This is a genomic window from Bacillus rhizoplanae (assembly GCF_917563915.1).
Classification (GTDB): Bacteria; Bacillota; Bacilli; order Bacillales; family Bacillaceae_G; genus Bacillus_A; species Bacillus_A rhizoplanae.
Map to the genome: position 1 here is coordinate 67,923 of NZ_CAKJTI010000001.1, position 18,731 is coordinate 86,653.

The 18,731-nt window shown below is 36.7% G+C and carries 23 protein-coding genes; 15 read left to right on the plus strand and 8 right to left on the minus strand.

The features are described 5' to 3' along the window. Positions 1-112: 112 nt before the first annotated feature. The 5 genes from LRP84_RS00385 to LRP84_RS00405 form a co-directional block, all read right to left on the minus strand. Positions 113-1,888 carry an adenine deaminase C-terminal domain-containing protein gene (locus tag LRP84_RS00385; RefSeq protein ID WP_230573266.1) on the minus strand — a complete coding sequence of 592 codons (1,776 nt, stop codon included), beginning with the start codon at positions 1,886-1,888 and terminating at the stop codon, positions 113-115. 323 nt (positions 1,889-2,211) lie between these two features. Then, positions 2,212-3,279 (minus strand): ABC transporter permease, encoded by a 1,068-nt coding sequence (locus tag LRP84_RS00390; RefSeq protein ID WP_230573267.1) that lies wholly within the window; start codon positions 3,277-3,279, stop codon positions 2,212-2,214. 50 nt (positions 3,280-3,329) lie between these two features. Then, positions 3,330-4,412, minus strand: a complete 1,083-nt coding sequence (locus tag LRP84_RS00395; RefSeq protein ID WP_230573268.1) for an ABC-2 transporter permease — start codon at positions 4,410-4,412, stop codon at positions 3,330-3,332. Further along, positions 4,402-5,283 (minus strand): ABC transporter ATP-binding protein, encoded by an 882-nt coding sequence (locus tag LRP84_RS00400; protein ID WP_230573269.1) that lies wholly within the window; start codon positions 5,281-5,283, stop codon positions 4,402-4,404. Before LRP84_RS00400 ends, LRP84_RS00395 begins: the two co-directional genes overlap by 11 nt. Further along, on the minus strand, positions 5,249-5,668 hold the full coding sequence (locus LRP84_RS00405; RefSeq protein WP_230573270.1) for a GntR family transcriptional regulator: 420 nt from the start codon (positions 5,666-5,668) through the stop codon (positions 5,249-5,251). Before LRP84_RS00405 ends, LRP84_RS00400 begins: the two co-directional genes overlap by 35 nt. A gap of 165 nt (positions 5,669-5,833) precedes the next feature. Here LRP84_RS00405 and LRP84_RS00410 point away from each other — a divergent pair, with 165 nt between their 5' ends. The 12 genes from LRP84_RS00410 (at position 5,834) to LRP84_RS00465 (ending at position 14,765) form a co-directional block, all read left to right on the plus strand. Then, the gene (locus LRP84_RS00410) at positions 5,834-7,012 is read left to right on the plus strand and encodes a D-alanyl-D-alanine carboxypeptidase family protein (protein ID WP_230573271.1); all 1,179 of its coding nucleotides are present in this window, start codon (positions 5,834-5,836) and stop codon (positions 7,010-7,012) included. Between the two features lie 195 nt (positions 7,013-7,207). Further along, positions 7,208-7,558: an anti-sigma F factor antagonist gene (gene spoIIAA / locus LRP84_RS00415; protein WP_098914605.1), complete on the plus strand. Its 351-nt coding sequence runs from the start codon at positions 7,208-7,210 to the stop codon at positions 7,556-7,558. After that, positions 7,559-7,999, plus strand: a complete 441-nt coding sequence (spoIIAB, locus tag LRP84_RS00420; RefSeq protein WP_230573272.1) for an anti-sigma F factor — start codon at positions 7,559-7,561, stop codon at positions 7,997-7,999. A gap of 12 nt (positions 8,000-8,011) precedes the next feature. Further along, positions 8,012-8,770 carry an RNA polymerase sporulation sigma factor SigF gene (gene sigF / locus LRP84_RS00425; RefSeq protein ID WP_230573273.1) on the plus strand — a complete coding sequence of 253 codons (759 nt, stop codon included), beginning with the start codon at positions 8,012-8,014 and terminating at the stop codon, positions 8,768-8,770. Positions 8,771-8,862: 92 nt separating this feature from the next. Further along, positions 8,863-9,483 carry a stage V sporulation protein AA gene (locus tag LRP84_RS00430; protein ID WP_230573274.1) on the plus strand — a complete coding sequence of 207 codons (621 nt, stop codon included), beginning with the start codon at positions 8,863-8,865 and terminating at the stop codon, positions 9,481-9,483. Further along, positions 9,476-9,892, plus strand: a complete 417-nt coding sequence (locus LRP84_RS00435) for a stage V sporulation protein AB (RefSeq protein ID WP_098310694.1) — start codon at positions 9,476-9,478, stop codon at positions 9,890-9,892. Before LRP84_RS00430 ends, LRP84_RS00435 begins: the two co-directional genes overlap by 8 nt. A gap of 11 nt (positions 9,893-9,903) precedes the next feature. Then, the gene (gene spoVAC, locus LRP84_RS00440) at positions 9,904-10,365 is read left to right on the plus strand and encodes a stage V sporulation protein AC (protein ID WP_098310695.1); all 462 of its coding nucleotides are present in this window, start codon (positions 9,904-9,906) and stop codon (positions 10,363-10,365) included. 104 nt (positions 10,366-10,469) lie between these two features. Beyond that, positions 10,470-11,483 (plus strand): stage V sporulation protein AD, encoded by a 1,014-nt coding sequence (gene spoVAD, locus LRP84_RS00445; protein WP_230573275.1) that lies wholly within the window; start codon positions 10,470-10,472, stop codon positions 11,481-11,483. 3 nt (positions 11,484-11,486) lie between these two features. Further along, positions 11,487-11,837: a stage V sporulation protein AE gene (gene spoVAE, locus LRP84_RS00450; protein WP_230573276.1), complete on the plus strand. Its 351-nt coding sequence runs from the start codon at positions 11,487-11,489 to the stop codon at positions 11,835-11,837. Between the two features lie 5 nt (positions 11,838-11,842). After that, positions 11,843-12,421, plus strand: coding sequence for a stage V sporulation protein SpoVABEA (spoVAEA, locus tag LRP84_RS00455; RefSeq protein ID WP_230573277.1), 579 nt, complete (start codon positions 11,843-11,845; stop codon positions 12,419-12,421). Beyond that, positions 12,399-13,868, plus strand: coding sequence for a spore germination protein (locus tag LRP84_RS00460; RefSeq protein WP_230573278.1), 1,470 nt, complete (start codon positions 12,399-12,401; stop codon positions 13,866-13,868). Before spoVAEA ends, LRP84_RS00460 begins: the two co-directional genes overlap by 23 nt. Before the next feature lie 111 nt (positions 13,869-13,979). After that, on the plus strand, positions 13,980-14,765 hold the full coding sequence (locus LRP84_RS00465) for a Cof-type HAD-IIB family hydrolase (protein ID WP_230573279.1): 786 nt from the start codon (positions 13,980-13,982) through the stop codon (positions 14,763-14,765). Between the two features lie 28 nt (positions 14,766-14,793). Here the strand turns inward: LRP84_RS00465 and LRP84_RS00470 are convergent, their stop codons facing one another. Beyond that, a complete protein-coding gene (locus LRP84_RS00470; protein ID WP_230573280.1) occupies positions 14,794-15,660 on the minus strand; it encodes a DUF1002 domain-containing protein in 867 nt (288 codons plus the stop codon). 466 nt (positions 15,661-16,126) lie between these two features. On the opposite strand from LRP84_RS00470, the gene LRP84_RS00475 reads away from it, so the two are divergent. From LRP84_RS00475 to LRP84_RS00485, 3 genes are all read left to right on the plus strand, one after another. Next, the gene (locus LRP84_RS00475; RefSeq protein ID WP_230573281.1) at positions 16,127-16,495 is read left to right on the plus strand and encodes an NUDIX domain-containing protein; all 369 of its coding nucleotides are present in this window, start codon (positions 16,127-16,129) and stop codon (positions 16,493-16,495) included. Positions 16,496-16,584: 89 nt separating this feature from the next. Next, on the plus strand, positions 16,585-17,022 hold the full coding sequence (locus LRP84_RS00480; RefSeq protein WP_230573282.1) for a peptidylprolyl isomerase: 438 nt from the start codon (positions 16,585-16,587) through the stop codon (positions 17,020-17,022). 472 nt (positions 17,023-17,494) lie between these two features. After that, positions 17,495-17,860: a GNAT family N-acetyltransferase gene (locus tag LRP84_RS00485; RefSeq protein ID WP_098310495.1), complete on the plus strand. Its 366-nt coding sequence runs from the start codon at positions 17,495-17,497 to the stop codon at positions 17,858-17,860. 17 nt (positions 17,861-17,877) lie between these two features. Here the strand turns inward: LRP84_RS00485 and LRP84_RS00490 are convergent, their stop codons facing one another. Together LRP84_RS00490 and LRP84_RS00495 are read right to left on the minus strand one after the other, a co-directional pair. Further along, positions 17,878-18,396: a DUF309 domain-containing protein gene (locus LRP84_RS00490; RefSeq protein ID WP_230573283.1), complete on the minus strand. Its 519-nt coding sequence runs from the start codon at positions 18,394-18,396 to the stop codon at positions 17,878-17,880. A 239-nt stretch (positions 18,397-18,635) separates the two neighbouring features. After that, positions 18,636-18,725: a YjcZ family sporulation protein gene (locus tag LRP84_RS00495; protein WP_230573284.1), complete on the minus strand. Its 90-nt coding sequence runs from the start codon at positions 18,723-18,725 to the stop codon at positions 18,636-18,638. Positions 18,726-18,731: the final 6 nt, after the last annotated feature.

The window sequence follows — 18,731 nt, forward strand, 5'->3', positions numbered from 1 at the left end:
ATGTAGAGAGAAGCGAAGAAGATAGGTGGGGGATAACTGCTGGCATGCGCCCGATTGGTTCAACTAACCATCATTTGGGGATGAAAAACCCCCACTTGATGGAGGTTTCACTTTATCTTACAAAATAGTCACTCTTCATTCTCTTAACCGAAGACACAACTGCATTCTCTTTAATAGAATATACTCCTTCAGCTGTTAAACGTACAGCTGGTAAATGGGTCGATGTTAAAAAGAACATTGTGTATAATGGATCGATATGCTGATGTCCTCTTTCCTTTAGAAGTTGCACAAGCCCTGTCGTTTTTAAAATCAGTTCATGCATGGGCAACTTGCTCATTTTTCCTCCAAGCGGCAATTCCAAATTGAATAAGGTTTCCTCCCCTTCCATTAATATGGTACCGCCCCCTTGATCGAGTAGTTGATTTACAGCTTTCACCATGATCTCTTTCTTTTGCCCTATAACAACGATATCTTGAGATGCTGTGTAGGTTGTCGCTACAGCATCTAGGTGATCGGCAAATCCTTTTAATATACCGTTAGTAACCCATTTTCCCTTTTGATCAATAAGACTGACATAACAATATCCTTCTTTAGCTTCTAACTCAATAATGCCTTGTTTTAGCAGCAGTGATTCGGGACTGGATTTTGTAATAACCGCATTAAGCATTTCTATTACAGGGACTTCCGGGTTTTCAGCGGTCATATCTAGCCATTCCGGCTGAACACGCCATTCTATGTGCATAGGTTCAAACTGCAATTGTTGCCAATCACATACAGGAAACGGCTTCAAGAGTTGTCCGTTTGTCACAACCAGCTGTCCGTTTGCTATAACCTTGACCGGGGAAGGCTTGCTTATATCCTCGAGAAATAGAATATCTGCGACTCGTCCCGGAGCGATTCCACCGATTTCTTGATCCAATCCATAATATGTTGCGGGATTTAAAGTGGCCATCCGATAAGCGGCATGGAAAGGAACACCATTATCGAGAGAAATCTTAATAAGATAGTCCATCAATCCATGTTGAAGAAACGGAGGCATGGAGCCATCTGTTGTTAACATAAGCCTTGAAGCGGAAGAGAAATCAAAGTTGAGCTCTTGTAAATCTTTGATTAGGCCCGGCAAATCAGGACGTATAGAGGAGTGACGCAAAGTTGCATACATACCTAAACGAAGCCTTCTGATTACTTCCTCTCCAGTGATAGCTTCATGACAAGCCGTAACACCGAGTGCTGCCAAAGCATTTAAGGTTTCACTGGAGGCTCCTGGGTTATGCCCCTCAATTCTTTTGCCCAGCCTCCGTGCTTCTGCTATTCCTTCAAGTATAGTTTCATCGCCAGTCAAGGCAGCAGGCCAAGCAGTTAATTCGCCAGCTTGTATAACCCGCTTATGACGAAGCAAACTGACCAAGCGCTCAGTCGTGAATTTCGCTAACATATCCGGGTGGTTGCTTTGTGGATCCATCCTTGCCCACCAATAATTTTTGACAGGCAAATGACTGCTGTAATCCATTAAATATTCAAAATTTTTCTGATCTGTATTTAAATAAAATATTAGATTATCATTCACTAAAGTCGTTGTACCTAAGCTTAAAGCGAATTCTCCAAATGAAGTAAGATTATAGTACTGATATGGATGTGCATGAGGTTCGATGTATCCTGGAACTAACGTAAAACTGGATGCATCTATAATTTGCGTTTTTTCATCAATTTGCGGTTCCCGTATTCCTACATAAGCAATACGATCTTCATACAAAACGATATCTTTTCTTTCCAGCTCTCCTGTGTATACATTAAACACAATTCCTCCTGTAATCCAAGCTGTTGCTGGGTGCTTACCCCTTGATACTTCTATAAGCTTCCACAATGTATCCTTTTCAATGGATCTCATGTAACTCTCCCCCTTATCTGCTTTTTTCACGCTCAGAATTATTTTAGTTCATATAAAATATCTAAAAATTCAGTCTCATATACTTTTATATTTTACTATAAAGGGGGCACGTTGTAGATTATCTTTTCTTCTTCTATTTTTTTGTAAGTTAAATCTATGCCAGACTTGCGCAGCAAACGCAGTGCGGCTCACTTTTTCAGGTTCTGTTCTACATAGTACATATGAAAACTCCTCTTTCAATTGTAAAGAGGAGGGGAGAGGGGCAAGTGTATAGTGACAAGTTTATTTTTCGACACTATGAAAATAGCCTCCTGACTAGGAGGCTATTTTGCATATAAAGAAAGTTTATGTTTTAACATTCGTTGCAAAATGGCATATGTCAAAATGCTAAACCCTATAAAATACGTATAGTGAAGCGGGATAGATTTACTGCCATCAGTGAAAATTTCGCTGCCAAGAAGTCCGAAACAAATGGAAGTACATATTGAGAAATAGACATGAAGTCTTTGATATAGCAATATTTTTCCATTATGTTCATTTGGTGAACGTGCATATAAATAAGCTCCTAGCGGAAGACAAATGAGCATATAAATTGCAGGACTTAATAGTGTCCAAGCAGAAGGAACATGGTGATAAGTAGGTCCTACATGTATTTTTTCATATTCATCTTTTATAGCTTCTCTATGTGGATCATAGTCGTAGTTAATAGTGAAATGAGCAAGGGGAGCTATAATACTTGTGTTTTCTGTATACAGTGAACTTTTATTATAAGCATTATTATATTCTTGTTGTGATAAATCAACATGCAATGCAAAGAAAGGAAACGCAAGCTGAAAAATATAAATGGGAAAAACCATTATAATATAACTTAGCGCGCTTTGTGAGATAATGTTTCCTGTAATGGTTCCGATAAAGAGAGCTAATGTGTACACCGCAATCAATGTAACAATCGTATACACGAAGTATAGATGAAACAACGTAAATGATTGATACTGAGAATGTATCGTAGTTTTGTAGACGATATACATAAGAAACCAACTTACGCTAAGTGCACTTACGATATGAACCGTACCGAATAACCATTTTGATAGAAACAGGTGGAAGCGTTTAAATGGCATAGACCAAAGAAAATCGATCGATTGATTATGACGTTCCCATCCTATTAATATGGTAGCCAATCCAATTAATAGTAGAGCAGGAAAAAATGTAGGACTGTCTGCGCTCAAATGATATGAATAATAAGTATCCGTAGTGTCGTACAAGTACTTAGCTTTGTGCTGTGCATTCGTATAATATTCATATGGTAAGAGATACAACGTACTTAGCCAAAATAGCACAATGACATACTTCCCTTGCTTCCAGTTTCGTATCCACAATGCTTTCTGAAACATGTAATTCACCTCAAATTATACGTATATTCTTCTTGTTTAAAATAGTATCGTTATCTTCCACTGAAAGAAAAATTCCACTTAAGCAAGCGAGTTAAAATGATATAACTAACAATCCCTGTCCCTAAAAAGGCTATATAATAACTCCATAAGACGTTTGCTCCCAATGTTTGACCGCCGAGTAGCGCAAAGCAAAGGACTGTACAGCCAATAAACCATTTCTGTAACTGTGGAAACAATAATATTTTTCCATTTTGTTCATTAGGAGATCGCATATACAGGACAATAGCAATTGGTAAAAATAGAACAATATAAATAAATGGGCTAAATAATTTCCAAGCAGATGGAATCGATGTATGTTTCATTGGATTTACTGTAGGTGATTCGGAGATTTTATTCCCGTATCGATCGAATTCCATTTGAGGGTGGTAATCGTATTGAATATAAAAAGTATCTAGCGGTGCAACTATACTTGTCGGTGCTAAATATGTTCCCAATTTATTTTCCATTTTATAGAGTTCTTCTTTTGAATCCCCTATATGAGCAGAAAGAAATCCAGACAATAATAGTGCTAAGCCATACGGAAGAAATAAAATGACTGCGGTTAAGGCACCTTGTGAAAAAAGATTCCCTGTAATTGTTCCAATGAATAAAGCAAATGTATAGATAGCAATTAGCGAAATTGTAGCGTATATAAAATAAGTATGGAACGGACTGAAATCTTGATAAGCATTATGAAAAGATACTTTTTTAATTCCATACATACTAATCCAGCAAATAAAATTCACGATAATGATATTGAAAATACCAAACAACCATTTTGTTAGAAAAATACTTTTTCTTTGAAAAGGCATAGACCAAAGAAAATCGGTTGATTGATTATTGCGTTCCCAGCCAATTAAGATGCAAGCAAGTGCAATGAGAAGTATGCCTTGTACTATGACAATATCAGGTCCTGAAAATGAATAAGAATAGTAATATATATAATCATCGAATTTCATTTTTGATTGTCTAAGCTGCGCTTGTGCATCACTGTAATATTGATAAGGAAGCAGATATAAACTACTTAACCAAAACAATAGAACAATATATTTCCCTTGTTTATACGTTCGCATCCATAACGCTTTATGAAACATGTGATCCCTCCTCGAAAGCCGTAACAAATACATCCTCAAGTGACATTGGCAACTCTTCTAATAAGAGCGGCTGCTCTTTATGAAATTTCTCTAACGTAGCTGTTACGTTGCCTTCGATTAAGATGGTATATACTTTTCCTGTTTGGTTTAATACTTTCACATTACATAAATTCACTAGCTTTTGTGGTAGTGAGCGTTCGTAAGCTACTTGAATTTTTGCATAGCGTGATTTTGTATCTTCTAAAGCTGTGATAGATGCAATTGTACGATCTTTTAAAATGATGACTGTGTCTGCGATTTTTTCGACTTCATCTAGGTGATGTGTAGAAATGAGAATGGTAATTTCTCGCTCTGCTACTTCTTCGATTAAAAACTGAAGAATCTGTCTTTTTACGATAGGATCAAGTCCATTTGTCGGCTCATCTAAAATTATATATTCTACTCCAGTAGAAAAAGCTAAAATCATTGCTAGCAAAGCTTTCATTCCGCGAGAGTAGCTGCGAATGCGTTTCTCTGGTAAGTTAAAGCGCTCTAGTAGTTTATAAAAATAGTCTTCATTGAAATTATGATAGACTGCCTTATAAAATTTTACGATTTCTTTTACTGTATATCCGCTGAGTACATTTGTAGAGTCTGGAACATATACGACCACTTGTTTTACTTCAGGATGTTTGTGCACGTCAATCTCGTTATATGTAACCGTTCCTTCATCTGGATTTAAGATTCCAACGAGTGTGCGTAATAATGTTGTTTTTCCAGCTCCGTTTCTTCCGAGTAATCCGACGATGCTTCCTTTTTTTAAAGTAAATGAAATATCTTCTAATATGATTTGGTTATCAATTGTTTTCTTTACGTTTGTCACCTTCAGCATGAGTATTTCCCCCTAATTCTTTATAGTATGAATCAATCCAATCATGAATTTTTTCTTTTGAAATACCGAGATAAGAAGCTTCTAGTAATAATTGATGAAATTGTTTTTCCACCATAGCAATTTTCCTTTCATCTTGTGTTGGAGTAATCGATTGGCATACAAATGTTCCTTTGCCTCGCAGTGTTTCAATAATTCCTTGTCGTTCTAACTCTTGATACGCTTTACTCACTGTATTTGGATTTACCACGAGTGAAGAGGCAAGTTCCCGAACAGAAGGGAGTTTATCATTTGGTGCGAGCATTGCTTTTAAAACTAGTTCCTTTACGTTGTGAACAATTTGTTCCCATATCGGAGTGTTGCTTCTTGGATCAAGTTGAATGTGCAAGAGCAATGCCTCCTTCCTGATGAATTTTTAAGTGTACTATTAAACGTAATACACTTAATACAATATATAGCATACTTTTGTTTGTCAATGCTATTTTTAGAAAAAGATGGTATAAAAACCCTTCATTTGGAAAAGATAGGTGTGATATAGAATGGAGGGTTAGTCATGAAGCGATTGATTGGAATACTTGTTTGTTTCATGTTATTGCTTTCCGCTGTTCCAATTGGTTTTGCGCAGTCTGAGAAAAAAGAAGCGGAAACAAAACCAAAGCTAGCGGAACAAGCATTGTCAGCGATTGTTATTGAACAGGATACGGGAAAAGTTTTATTTGAAAAAAGTCCAAATGAAAAGTTGCCACCTGCTAGTATGACAAAAATTATGACCATGCTACTCATTATGGAGCAAATTGAAAAAGGAAAGTTAACACTGAAAGATAAAGTGAGAACGAGTGAACATGCAGCTTCTATGGGCGGATCACAAATTTTCCTTGAGCCTGGTGAAGAAATGACAGTCAATGAAATGTTAAAAGGCATTGCAATTGCATCCGGAAATGATGCATCAGTTGCAGTTGCTGAACATATTGCTGGGTCAGAAGAAGGATTTGTAGACATGATGAATAGAAAAGCGAAAGATTTAGGACTTAAAAATACTCATTTTCAAAATCCAACAGGCCTTCCAGCCAAGAACCATTATTCAACAGCATATGATATGGCAGTTATGGCAAAGGAATTAATGAAATACCCGTTAATTCGTAAATATACAGGTAAATATGAAGATTATTTACGAGAAGATACGGATAAGAAATTTTGGCTTGTGAATACAAACAAGCTTGTTCGGTTCTATCCAGGTGTTGATGGCGTGAAAACAGGCTTTACAACAGAGGCAAAATATTGTTTAACAGCATCTGCAGAGCGAAATGGCATGCGCGTCATTTCTGTTATCATGGGATCTCCAACATCAAAAGAACGTAATGCGGAAGTAACGAAGCTTCTTGATTATGCATTTAGTCAATATATGACACAAAAAATGTATACAAGAGGCGAAAAAATTCAGACAGTAAAAGTTGGAAAAGGAAAAAAAGAAACTGTCGACTTAGTTGCGTCTGACAATGTTTCTCTACTAATGAAAAAGGGAGAAACGATGAAAAATATTAAAAAAGAAGTAGTTGCTGAGGAAAAAGTAAAAGCTCCAATTAAAAAAGGAGATGCTTTAGGTACACTTGTCATAAAAAAAGATAATCAAGTATTACTCAAACAGACAATTGTTGCGAAAGAGGATGTCGCAGCAGCAAGCTGGTGGGAGTTATTTAAACGAAGTTTTGGGATGTTTTCGACATCGAAATAGCGGCAATTTTGTTGCCGCTTTCTCTTTTGTTGAATTTGTTGTTATCTCAATGGTAAGAGATGTTGCTAGAAGGTTCATTTTATGACGAAATAGTACTTCTTTTGTCAGGTAGAAGGATTCTACATCTATATTAGAGAAAAACTTCTTATATGTTTTGCGTGTATACGCGAATTTTGAATGTAAGGAGGAAATAGAGTGAGTCTTTCCATTCATTTAGAAGTAAAGCGTGACGTCTTATGTGTTCGTTTAGCAGGCGAACTGGATCATCATACTGCCGAAGAGTTGCGAGCGAAAGTCACTGATATGATTGAGACGCATCATGTTCATCATATTATTTTAAACTTAGAGCAATTAGCATTTATGGATAGTTCTGGTCTTGGTGTTGTGTTAGGAAGATATAAACATGTCAAAAGCTTAGGCGGCGAAATGGTTGTATGTGCAATTTCTCCTGCTGTAAAGCGCTTGTTTGAGATGTCAGGGCTATTTAAAATTATTCGTTTAGAAGAAAATGAAGCGCATGCGCTCGCGACATTGGGGGTGGCGTAGATGAGAAATGAAATGAACCTTCAATTTTCAGCATTAAGTCAAAATGAATCGTTTGCTCGGGTTACAGTTGCGGCTTTTATTGCACAGCTCGATCCGACGATGGAAGAGTTAACTGAAGTGAAAACAGTTGTGTCTGAGGCGGTAACGAATGCTATTATTCATGGGTATGAAGGGCATGCAGATGGTATTGTGTATATTACGGTTATTTTGGAAGATGACATGGTAAAGTTAACGATTCGTGATGAAGGGATTGGAATTCTAGATTTAGATGAAGCAAGGCAACCCCTTTTTACAACAAAACCCGAATTAGAGCGTTCCGGAATGGGATTTACCATTATGGAAAATTTTATGGACGAAGTAGAGGTTATTTCTAATGAATCTTTCGGGACAACGATCCATTTGACGAAGCATCTATCAAAAAGTAACGCTCTATGCAATTAAGGAGAATTGCCTATGGACATAGAGGTCAGAAGTGAAAAAGGAAAAGGGCAGTTAAAGGATCGCGAGTTAAAAGAATTAATTCAAAGAAGTCAAGATGGTGATCAAGGAGCGAGAGATTTAATTATACAAAATAATATGAGACTTGTTTGGTCGGTTGTACAACGTTTTTTAAATCGTGGTTATGAGCCGGAAGACTTGTTTCAAATTGGTTGTATTGGTTTGCTAAAATCTGTCGACAAATTTGATTTATCTTTTGATGTAAAGTTTTCAACATATGCAGTTCCAATGATTATTGGAGAAATTCAACGTTTCTTACGTGATGATGGGACAGTGAAAGTAAGTCGTTCTTTAAAGGAAACTGGAAATAAAATTCGCAAAATGAAAGATGAATTATCAAAAGAGTATGGCCGTGCACCGACAGTTACTGAAATAGCAGAGGCGCTAGAGTTAACACCAGAAGAAGTTGTAATGGCGCAAGAAGCAAGCCGTACTCCATCATCCATACATGAAACGGTGTATGAAAATGATGGTGATCCTATTACCATTTTAGATCAAATTGCGGATCGTTCTGAAACGAAGTGGTTTGATAAGATTGCTTTAAAAGAAGCGATTCGTGAATTAGATGAACGTGAACGACTGATTGTGTATTTACGGTATTATAAAGATCAAACGCAATCGGAAGTAGCGGAGCGTTTAGGAATTTCGCAAGTACAAGTGTCACGGCTAGAAAAGAAAATATTAAAGCAAATGAAGGACCGAATAGGCGAATAGTCTATTCGTTTTTTTATTTCAAAAAAAGTTGTATTAGAAAATTTTCCAATATCCATACTACAATTACGAGGAATAGTTAAGAGGTGATTGGAGTGGAGCAAACGATATATGTAAAGATGAGAAGTCGCCTGCAAGTGTCGCCTACTTATGAGATTAAAGTTGGTGATGTTGCACAAGTAGTTGGAGATTCAGATATTGTAGACGAAATAAAACGACAGGCTGTATACAAAATTACAAAGAAAGATAAAACGCATGTGGTAATTGATGTGATGAAAGTCATTCAGCGCATTCAACAGTATTCTAGCAGCTTACAAATTAATTTGCTTGGTTCAGCACAAACTATTGTTGAAATCGTATATGAGAAAAAACGAGTAAATCCATTTTTTTTTGGAATGGTTTGGCTATTACTATTTGTGGGAGCTGCCCTTGCAATTATTTATTTTCATGAAGACGTTAGTATGCAGCAAGTACATCAACGCTTGTATTACATGATTACAGGAGAAAACAATAAAAAGCCACTTTTATTTCAAGTCCCATATTCGTTAGGACTTGGACTTGGAATGATTCTTTTTTTTAATCATGTTTTTCAAAAACGCATTAATGAGGAGCCGAGCCCATTAGAAGTTGAAATGTTCCAATACCAGCAATCTCTCGATCAATATGTGATGATGAATGAAAATAAAGAAATGATAAAGAAAATCCCAAATGATTGAATATATCGGGGTAATCTTTATTGGATTTGCTGGTGGAATTGCTGTTGGAGGAGGATACGTTGCATTTTTAACTGTATTAGGTGTGATTCCAAGGCTTGCTCAGTTAACGAAAAGTGGTCATCGTGTTCAATATTATGAATGGGCTGTTGTGAGCGGTGCATTAAGCGGCGCATGGTGCAGTTTACGCGATATCACATTGGTGGCTTCACCGTATTGGCTTTTGCTCCTTGGATTGTTATGTGGCACATTTATTGGAATGCTTGCCGCTGCCTTAACAGAAGTGCTGAATGTACTTCCGATATTGGCAAAACGTGTTGGGGTTGATGGGAAAATTGTTATTCTTCTTATCGCACTTGTTCTTGGTAAGGTGGTAGGTTCTTTATTTCATTGGATTTATTTTGTGAAATAGGAGGTATGTAAATGACACCGCGAAAATTGAAAGATGATTATACAAATAACGTGAAAAAGTATCAATCAAAACCTAACTATGTTATGAATTGCGTCAAGGCTTTTGTTGTGGGAGGGCTTATTTGTATATTAGGTGAAGCTTTGATGAAGATGTATATACACTATTTTGATTTTACGGAGAAAAATGCGGGAAATCCAGCAATCACAACATTAATATTATTGTCGGCCATTTCAACGGGGATTGGTGTATATGATAAACTTGGACAATTTGCAGGGGCAGGATCAGCAATCCCGGTTACTGGATTTGCAAATTCAATGGTGAGTGCAGCAATGGAACACCGCAGTGAAGGGATTGTTCTTGGGATTGCCACTAATATGTTCAAGATTGCTGGAAGTGTAATTGTATTTGGTGTTGTTGGAGCGTATGTTGTAGGTCTCATTCGGTATACATGGAAGCTGTTTATCTCGCCCTAATGGCAGTAATCTCTCACCTTAAGATTCAGAGAAAACGAAGAGGATAGGTGAGGTGGGAAATCACTAAGGGAAGTTTCACTTTTTGTAAGTAAAGGAGAAGACAGATGAGATTAACTGGGAAACAAACGTGGGTATTTCAAAACGATGTATATGTGAATGCGACAGGAACGGCTGTTGGGCCGGAAGAAGCGGAGGGACCGCTTGGAGATGGTTTTGATATTACATATGATGATTTGCATTGTGGAGAAGAGAATTGGGAGCTAGCAGAAAGACGATTAATGAGAGATTCAATTCAACAAGTATTGCGAAAAGAAAAACTGCAAGCATCTGATATAGATTTTTTTTTAGCTGGAGATTTATTAAATCAAACGGTTACAGCAAATTATGTTGCTAGAGAACTTTCGATTCCATTTCTAGGAATGTTTGGAGCATGTTCAACTTCTATGGAGACTCTAGCTGTTGGCGCTGCATTTATTGATGGTGGATTTGCAAATCGCGTATTAGCAACAGTTAGTAGTCATAATGCCACTGCTGAAAGGCAATTTCGTTATCCAACAGAGTACGGAGGGCAAAAACCAACTACAGCGACGTTTACTGTTACAGGAGCTGGTACAGCTTTAATTAGTCGTGAAAGAAGTTCAATTAAAGTAACATCAGCAACCATTGGAAAAGTTCAAGATTTAGGCATAACAGATCCGTTTGATATGGGATCTGCTATGGCGCCTGCTGCAGCCCATACAATTCAACAGCATTTTGAAGATTTAAAAAGAAGTGCTGCAGATTATGACTTAATTGTGACGGGTGATTTATCTGCAGTCGGAACACCAATTACGCGGCAACTTTTGTTAGATGAAGGCTATGACATAGGTAATGTCTATAATGATTGCGGTTTAATGATTTATAGAGACGACCAGCAAGTATTTGCAGGGGGAAGTGGCTGTGCCTGCTCTGCAGTTGTGACATATGGACATTTAATGAAAGAAATGAGAAAGGGGAATTTACAACGGATTTTTGTTGTAGCAACAGGTGCCTTGTTAAATCCGATTATGATTCAACAAAAAGAAACGATTCCAACGATTGCACACGGTATCGTATTTGAAAGAATAAAAGGGGTGTAATATGTGGAATTTATATATGCGTTTGTAGTTGGAGGTGTGATCTGTGTTATTGGACAACTACTGTTAGATTTTACAAAATTAACACCTGCACATGTTATGGCAATCTTCGTAGTAGCTGGCGCTATTTTAGATGGATTTGGAATTTATGATAAATTAATTCAGTTTGCTGGAGCAGGAGCGACTGTTCCTATTACAAGTTTTGGTCATTCTTTATTACATGGTGCGATGGAAGCTGCAGAAAAGCATGGTTATCTTGGGATTGGAATGGGTATGTTTAAGTTAACATCTGTTGGAATTACAGCAGCAATTTTATTTGCATTTTTAGCAGCACTTATTTTTAAACCGAAAGGATAAACAAGATGAGAAGAAGGGTTATTTTGGTGACAGACGGAGATGAATATGCACAGCGAACAATCGAGTTACTGACAAAGGAGTTTGGGGGACGATGTATTTCGGCATCACAAAGTAATCCAACGAAATTAACAGGGAGAAAGATTGTTGAGCTTATCATGCAAACACCACATGACCCAGTTTTTGTTATGTTTGATGATAGTGGATATATTGGAGAAGGTTCAGGAGAAAAAGCACTAAAATATGTAGCAACGAATAAACAAATTGACGTGCTTGGCGTGTTAGCTGTCGCTTCTAATACGCATCATTGGGAATGGGCCCGCGTTGATGTAAGCATCGATCGAGAAGGACGGTTAACTGAATATGGTGTTGATAAGTTTGGGTTAGCGGATGTTGAAATAGGAAGGATTAACGGTGATACCGTTTACTGTTTAGATGAACTAAATGTCCCCATTATTGTTGGAATTGGAGATATTGGAAAAATGTACGGAAATGATGACTGGAAGCGTGGATCACCTATTACAAAAAAAGCAATTCAAGTAATTTTAGAAAGGAGTGGGTTTTATGACCAACAAACAAAAGACTAGTATACCAATTTCTTCATTTTTAAGCGATAATGAAAATTATTTAAAACAAACAGTTGGACTTGGTGTCACGTTTGATGTAGGGATTCGAAAATTTCGTATTTTAGATAAAGAAATTGGTGTTCTGTTTGTGAACGGTTTGTGTGATACGAACTATATTATACATATTTTGGAGGAGGCTGTTGATACAAATGAAATACAAAGGTATGAAGATACCGTAAAGCTGCTAGAAAATCGTCTCATTCATCAGCAAGTAAGTAAAATAAAGACGATGGAAGATGTAATATTTCAAGTTTTATCAGGTTTAATCGTTATTTTTGTCGAGGGAGAAACAGAAGCATTTGTAATAGATGTTCGTAGCTATCCAGGACGAACTCCGACAGAGCCGGATACAGAAAAAGTTGTTAGAGGTGCCCGCGATGGATTTGTTGAAAATATTATTGTGAATACAGCTCTTATTCGGCGGCGTATTCGTGATCCTCGCTTGCGGCATGAGATGATACGGGTAGGCGAGCGGTCACAAACGGATATTTGTATCGCATATGTACAAGATATTGCGAATCCAGACTTAGTGAAAATAATAAAGCAAGAATTAGAAAATATTCAAATCGATGGTATAACGATGGCTGATAAAACCATTGAGGAGTTTCTTGTCAAACAAGGATACAATCCTTTTCCGCTTATTCGATATACAGAAAGACCAGACGTCGCTGCGAATCATTTACTAGAAGGACATGTTTTACTATTGACAGATACTTCCCCTAGTGCAATTATTACACCAACAACATATTTTCATCATGTACAGCATGCTGAGGAGTTTCGTCAAAATCCTGCTGTCGGAACGTTTTTACGTTGGACTCGATTTCTCGGAATATTATTTTCACTGTTCTTATTACCACTTTGGCTTGCGTTTGTATTGGAGCCTACTTTATTGCCAGAAAAACTTGCGTTTATTGGACCGAATAAAACGACAAATTTACCAATTTCCTTGCAAATTATTTTAGCGGAAGTAGGATTGGAATTTTTGCGAATGGCATCTATCCATACACCAACACCACTGTCATCAGCAGCCGGGTTAATTTCAGCTGTATTAATTGGTCAAGTAGCAATTGATGTCGGTCTATTTGTACCAGAAGTGATCTTATATACTGCTATTTCTATGATTGGAACATATGCAACGCCAAGCTATGAATTAGGATTAGGGAATAAAATTGGTAAATTATTCCTTATTATATGTACAGCTGTATCTCGAGATATAGGATTTGTTATTGGAATGACATTGTTAATTTTATTTTTAGCATCGATTAAAAGTTTGCAAACACCGTACCTTTGGCCATTTCTTCCATTTGATTTGGGAGCATTCATGAAAATTTTCATTCGGCCGTCTATTTCTAGTTTGAAAATGCGTCCAAGTATAGTTCATCCACAAAATATAAGACGACAAAAATGAGCAGAAGGAAACTTCTGCTCATTTTTATTATAAATTTATATGTTTTTAACAAAAACATAACATTTCTTTTGTACACTAGAAGTACATATGTTGTATGGAAGGGGAGATTACATGATTAAGTTATTTGTGAGCGATTTAGATGATACACTCGTTTATAATGTGAATCGGATTCGTCGAGATGATGAAAAAGCATTATGTTGGCTAGCAGAGAAAGGAACGGATATTTGTTTTGCTTCTGGCCGTTTTACTCATCGTATTCATGATGCTGTGAAGCAATTCGCTTTCCCTTATTATACAACAGGATTAAATGGTGCGGTCTTATTAACGAAAGAAGGGGAAATGCTCCACGAATCGACTTTTAATCGTGAGATTGCCCGGGAAATATATAAATATATACATGAAAAAGAGATGGCGGATATTGTATGTGCGAAGGAGCATCGATATACGAAAAAGAAAAATGAGCATCATCGTATGTTTGAAGAATATATTCAAGTGAAAATCGCAGAAGTGGAGACATTAGATGAAGAATTTGGACAAACTATTCATCCCGCAAAATTATTTGTATATGGAGAAGAAGCAAAAATTACAATGTTAGATGAAGAGCTGCGAAACAAGTTTCAAGGTAAAGCAGAAGTAGTGATTTCGGGAAAGAGATATGTGGATATTATGCCAGTTGGAATTAGTAAAGGAAGTGCACTGCAACTTTTAATGGAACATTTACAAGTAGAAGCACATGAAGTAGCGTGCATTGGGGATTCCTTTAATGATGTCTCAATGTTTTCTGTGACGCCGCATTCTTTTACGTTGCATCATGCTCATCCATATGTGAAAGGAAAAGCGAATCATGTTGTTCGTTCTGTAGAAGAAGCAATTATGAAACTTCCGTTGTTAGCATAAAAAAAGCTCGTCAATGACGAGCTTTTTTTTAATTAAATAGTGATTTAATAAAGTCAATAAAGCTAGAGAATACACCTTTTAGACTTTCTAAAAAGCCCTGACCTTCGTCGGAACTTAGAAACGATGAAACATGGTCTTTCGCTTTATTTAATTGGTTACTAACTTGATCCCAATCGATATTTAGGTTTTTCATTTTGTCGAAGAGTGCTACTAAATTATTGAGTTGTTCATCAGTTAATGTAATTCCAAGTTGATCTGCAACCTTTTTAATGAGTGAACGTAAATCTTCAGTTGTTTTTGGTTGCTCTTTTGCTATTTCTTCTTTAACGTTTGCAACAAGTTGTACAGCTTTATCATTCCCGATTTCGTCACCAAGTTTTGCGGTTTGAACCATTTCTTCGTTTGCAACTTTTTTTACTTCTTCTGGAATTTCTTTTTTCGATGTTGTTTCGTAAGCTTTCATTAAACCTGTTAAAGCTGCAGTTCCTGACACTTTAAATGGTGCTGTTATGTATATATTAGCATCTTTTACACCTGCTGTAATTAATGCGTTTGTATACATTGCATCTGTTACCCAATTAATATTTTGCGCTTGTACAACAAGACCAGATCCTTTTTTTGTATACGTAATCATAGAAGAAGAAATTGCTTTTGTGCCGATTTGTGCGTTTGGTACAACTCCATCTAAATATTTATGTTCTTCCGCATTTGATACTGTAATAATTTGCGCATCTTTTGGCGCTTTCATTTCTTCAAGAAGCTGTTGTTTTTGCTGCTCTGTTAAATTTTCTCCTAATGTAACAATAGACTCTCCCTCAATCACGTCTGCGTATGAAGCTGTTGGAATTAAAAAGACCATCATAGCTAATAGCAGCGCTAATAGTTTCGTTTTCACGAAAAATCGCTCCCTTTCTCTTTCTGAAATTTTCGGGCAACAAAGTAATTATAGTATATTTTTTGTATTTGTCATCCGTCTTCAGAATGATTTCTGGAAGAAACAGCAGGATTGTCGGATTTTATTCCGTTATTCGTGTGCAGTAAGCCCTTGCTGATAGAGGTTTCGCTTTATTAAGAAGGTATTGGTGTTGAAATAGAGAAGTATATTTTTAACATATTATTTATTTGGAAGGAAGAGATAGAGTGCGACCTTTGTTGAGGGCGGAAGCGTTGATTTTTAATCGTGATAGGATAAGTATATTTATTCAATGTGATACAAACGAAGAGTTTTATCCCGCACTAACGGGCAGTAAGACTCCCACCTCAAGATTCAGAGAAAGCAAAGAAGATAGGTGGGAGATAACTGCCCGTAAGGGCCCGATTGGTTCAACTAACCATCAGTGGGGGTGAAGAAAACCCCACTGATGGAAGTTTCACTTTATCGTTTGCCTGGTGGGTCGATTGAGTTTGGAGAAAGTGCTGCAGCGGCAATTGAAAGAGAGTTTGTGGAAGAATATGATTTACAAGTAACAGCAGAGCATTTTGCAGCTGTAAATGAACATATTTTTGAGGCAGATAATCAAAAATATCATCATTGTACGTTATTGTATTGGTGTACTGTTAAAGAAGGTGAGCGGGCAGTAAGATGGCATAAAGAGCATTCTGATATTATGTTAAAGTGGGAAGAAATTAGTAAATTGAAAGCAACGCCAATATATCCAGAAGGGGTTATGAAAATTATTGAACAGAATAAAAAAGAACCTGTGCATTGGCTTGAGGAAGTAACATACTAAATTTAACAAGGTTTTTGCAATAATATTTTTGTTTATTACAGTGATTGTGGTAATATAAGGCTGAGATTGTTGAAAGGAGCTTATTATACATGAAAACTTTAGGATACATATTAATGGAAAACGGTGAAAAGATCGAATTAGAATTTTTCCCAGAAGAAGCACCAAAAACAGTAGATAACTTTAAAAAACTAGCAAATGAAGGTTTTTATAATGGGGTTACTTTCCACAGAGTAATTCCTGGTTTTGTAAGCCAAGGTGGCGATCCAACAGGAACAGGAGCAGGCGGTCCTGGCTACACCATTCCTTGTGAAACAGATGGCAACCCTCATAAACACGTTGTAGGCGTACTTTCTATGGCACATGCAGGAAGAAATACTGGAGGAAGCCAGTTCTTTATTGTACATGAACCACAACCGCATTTAGACGGTGTTCACACTGTATTCGGTAAGGCAACAAGTGGTATTGAGACAGTATTAAATATGCGTCAAGGCGATGTTATGAAAGAAGTTAAGGTTTGGGAAGAGTAAAATGTGAAAAGAGAGCAAAATGCTCTCTTTTTTTATTTAAAAAAGAATTTGTAAGTGAAGAGCAGTAAAAGATATATATAGGAGAATTTACGTATCTTTTATTCAGTTATTTGCAGGCAATAAACATCCACCTCAAGATTCTGAGAAAATAAAGAAGGTAGATGGGGGATTACTGCTAGCATACCTCGATTGGTGAGAGTTTTCCATCAGTGGGGGATGAAAAAACATTGATGGAAGTTTCAATTTATGTGCCATTTAGGCTAGATACGAACAATATTATGCTATTGGCATAATATGAATAGAATATCTATATTTGACTTCCTCTTCCCCTCTTTGTATGATTATAAAGTTGTTTTTTGGGGCAAATCTTCTCAGCTAATTAGAAATATTGTAAAATAGATATGATGTAAGATTTAAAATGCTGGTTGAAGGGATATATGATTTGTAACTTTTGTAAGAAGGGATAAATTTCATGTTAATTCGTTTTAAAAAAAGTTATGAAAAAATTGCGATGGGACTTCTGTCTTTTATGCCAATGGAAAAAGATATAAAACGATTACAAGCAACGATGAAGGATTATGAAAAAAATGATAATTGGCAGCTTTATTTATGGAAAGAAGACGATGCTATTGTTGGGATTATTGGGACGGTAAAACAAGATGAAGGTGTATTAGAAATTCAGCATATTAGTGTGAACCCTTCGCATCGTCATGTGGGAATTGGAACAAAAATGGTACAAGAATTACAAACAATGCTGCCGAATGTTACGGTATGCGGAAACGAACAAACTTCTAGATTTTGTGAGAAATGCAAAGAAGTTGAACATAATGTGCATTAATAAAAGCAGAGATAATATTATCTCTGCTTTCTTTTTTGTAATTGTATATTTCGCTCGTTAATCACATCTTCACGATTGCGGTGAGAATGTTTATGAATAATATCCGCACTTGGAGTAGAAGAAGTCTCTTTCCAAGGAAGTCCTTTGTTTTTACATAATTGCATGCATATGTCTTCTAGATTCGGATCAGAAAAAGGAAGAAATAGTGCTGTATAAGACTCATGGTTTTGAATGATGTGCAGTCGTTCCTGAAGGAGTAATAATAGTTTTGGATAATCTAAATCTAATGCCTCTATGTGCTGTTTTTCATTTTGCAAAATGAATAGCGCACTCTTTATCATTCGCTGGGCGCCGTTCCAATTACAACGTCTATGATGATATAAAGCAACAGCAATTTGAATGAGACCTACCCAATGTTGTTCACGCTCTCCGCGTGGTTTTGTTTTCCAATGTTCTTCTAAAATTTCGTGACATTCAAAGTAGTCGTAATCACTATGAAAATGAATTAAAAACTGTATGTATGCTTCATGATACATGTTTTTCACTCCTATTCTAAGCAGCGTACATATATAGTGTATCATAAAGTGAAACTTCCATCAGTGGGGGTTTTTTTCACCCCCCATTGATGGTTAGTTGAACCAATCGGGCGCATGCCAGCAGTTATCCCCCACCTATCTTCTTCGCTTTCTCTAAACCTTGAGGTGGGAGTCTTACTGCCTGTTAGTGCGAGATAAATATAAAGCGACTAGAGGTTGTTCTAGTCGCTTTATGTCAGTTAGCAAAAACAAGCTGCGCCGACAATAATTAATAAAATAAACAACACAACCAGCAGAGCGAATCCGCCGTGGAAACCTCCATGTACCATAGTTTG

What these genes read in the sequence shown, in the direction of transcription:
- LRP84_RS00385 (WP_230573266.1), bottom strand. Translation starts at nt 1,888, where the DNA reads ATGAGATCCATTGAAAAGGATACATTGTGGAAGCTTATAGAAGTATCA.
- LRP84_RS00390 (WP_230573267.1), bottom strand. Translation starts at nt 3,279, where the DNA reads ATGTTTCAGAAAGCATTGTGGATACGAAACTGGAAGCAAGGGAAGTAT.
- LRP84_RS00395 (WP_230573268.1), bottom strand. Translation starts at nt 4,412, where the DNA reads ATGTTTCATAAAGCGTTATGGATGCGAACGTATAAACAAGGGAAATAT.
- LRP84_RS00400 (WP_230573269.1), bottom strand. Translation starts at nt 5,283, where the DNA reads ATGCTGAAGGTGACAAACGTAAAGAAAACAATTGATAACCAAATCATA.
- LRP84_RS00410 (WP_230573271.1), top strand. Translation starts at nt 5,834, where the DNA reads ATGAAGCGATTGATTGGAATACTTGTTTGTTTCATGTTATTGCTTTCC.
- spoIIAB (WP_230573272.1), top strand. Translation starts at nt 7,559, where the DNA reads ATGAGAAATGAAATGAACCTTCAATTTTCAGCATTAAGTCAAAATGAA.
- sigF (WP_230573273.1), top strand. Translation starts at nt 8,012, where the DNA reads ATGGACATAGAGGTCAGAAGTGAAAAAGGAAAAGGGCAGTTAAAGGAT.
- LRP84_RS00435 (WP_098310694.1), top strand. Translation starts at nt 9,476, where the DNA reads ATGATTGAATATATCGGGGTAATCTTTATTGGATTTGCTGGTGGAATT.
- spoVAC (WP_098310695.1), top strand. Translation starts at nt 9,904, where the DNA reads ATGACACCGCGAAAATTGAAAGATGATTATACAAATAACGTGAAAAAG.
- spoVAD (WP_230573275.1), top strand. Translation starts at nt 10,470, where the DNA reads ATGAGATTAACTGGGAAACAAACGTGGGTATTTCAAAACGATGTATAT.
- spoVAEA (WP_230573277.1), top strand. Translation starts at nt 11,843, where the DNA reads ATGAGAAGAAGGGTTATTTTGGTGACAGACGGAGATGAATATGCACAG.
- LRP84_RS00460 (WP_230573278.1), top strand. Translation starts at nt 12,399, where the DNA reads ATGACCAACAAACAAAAGACTAGTATACCAATTTCTTCATTTTTAAGC.
- LRP84_RS00465 (WP_230573279.1), top strand. Translation starts at nt 13,980, where the DNA reads ATGATTAAGTTATTTGTGAGCGATTTAGATGATACACTCGTTTATAAT.
- LRP84_RS00475 (WP_230573281.1), top strand. Translation starts at nt 16,127, where the DNA reads ATGGAAGTTTCACTTTATCGTTTGCCTGGTGGGTCGATTGAGTTTGGA.
- LRP84_RS00480 (WP_230573282.1), top strand. Translation starts at nt 16,585, where the DNA reads ATGAAAACTTTAGGATACATATTAATGGAAAACGGTGAAAAGATCGAA.
- LRP84_RS00485 (WP_098310495.1), top strand. Translation starts at nt 17,495, where the DNA reads ATGTTAATTCGTTTTAAAAAAAGTTATGAAAAAATTGCGATGGGACTT.
- LRP84_RS00490 (WP_230573283.1), bottom strand. Translation starts at nt 18,396, where the DNA reads ATGTATCATGAAGCATACATACAGTTTTTAATTCATTTTCATAGTGAT.
- LRP84_RS00495 (WP_230573284.1), bottom strand. Translation starts at nt 18,725, where the DNA reads ATGGTACATGGAGGTTTCCACGGCGGATTCGCTCTGCTGGTTGTGTTG.